Here is a 232-nt window from a genome sequence, read left to right as displayed (position 1 = left end):
ATGGCGCGGGACGGAATCGAACCGCCGACACAAGGAGCTTCAATCCTTTGCTCTACCGACTGAGCTACCGAGCCATCTTACGGTCCATGTCAGATTTGAACTGACGATCTTCTCCGTGACAGGGAGACGAGATAAACCACTGCTCCAATGGACCAATTGCGGGAGCTGGGTTTGAACCAACGACCTTTGGGTTATGAGCCCAACGAGCTACCAGACTGCTCCATCCCGCGAT

3 tRNA genes are annotated in these 232 nt (G+C 54.3%); all 3 read right to left on the bottom strand.

The window, feature by feature from the left end:
• Window position 1 precedes the first annotated feature (1 nt).
• The 3 genes from FC77_RS07795 to FC77_RS07785 all read right to left on the bottom strand — a co-directional run bounded on the left by FC77_RS07795 (window position 2) and on the right by FC77_RS07785 (window position 230).
• Window positions 2-74, bottom strand: a tRNA-Phe gene (locus FC77_RS07795).
• 6 nt (window positions 75-80) lie between these two features.
• Window positions 81-154: transfer RNA gene (locus tag FC77_RS07790), tRNA-Asp, on the bottom strand.
• 2 nt (window positions 155-156) lie between these two features.
• Window positions 157-230: transfer RNA gene (locus FC77_RS07785), tRNA-Met, on the bottom strand.
• Window positions 231-232: the final 2 nt, after the last annotated feature.

Source organism: Lactobacillus acetotolerans DSM 20749 = JCM 3825 (assembly GCF_001436775.1).
Lineage (GTDB): Bacteria > Bacillota > Bacilli > Lactobacillales > Lactobacillaceae > Lactobacillus > Lactobacillus acetotolerans.
The sequence above is the reverse complement of the archived record's forward strand: the minus strand, read 5'-3'. Positions and strand labels throughout refer to the sequence as shown.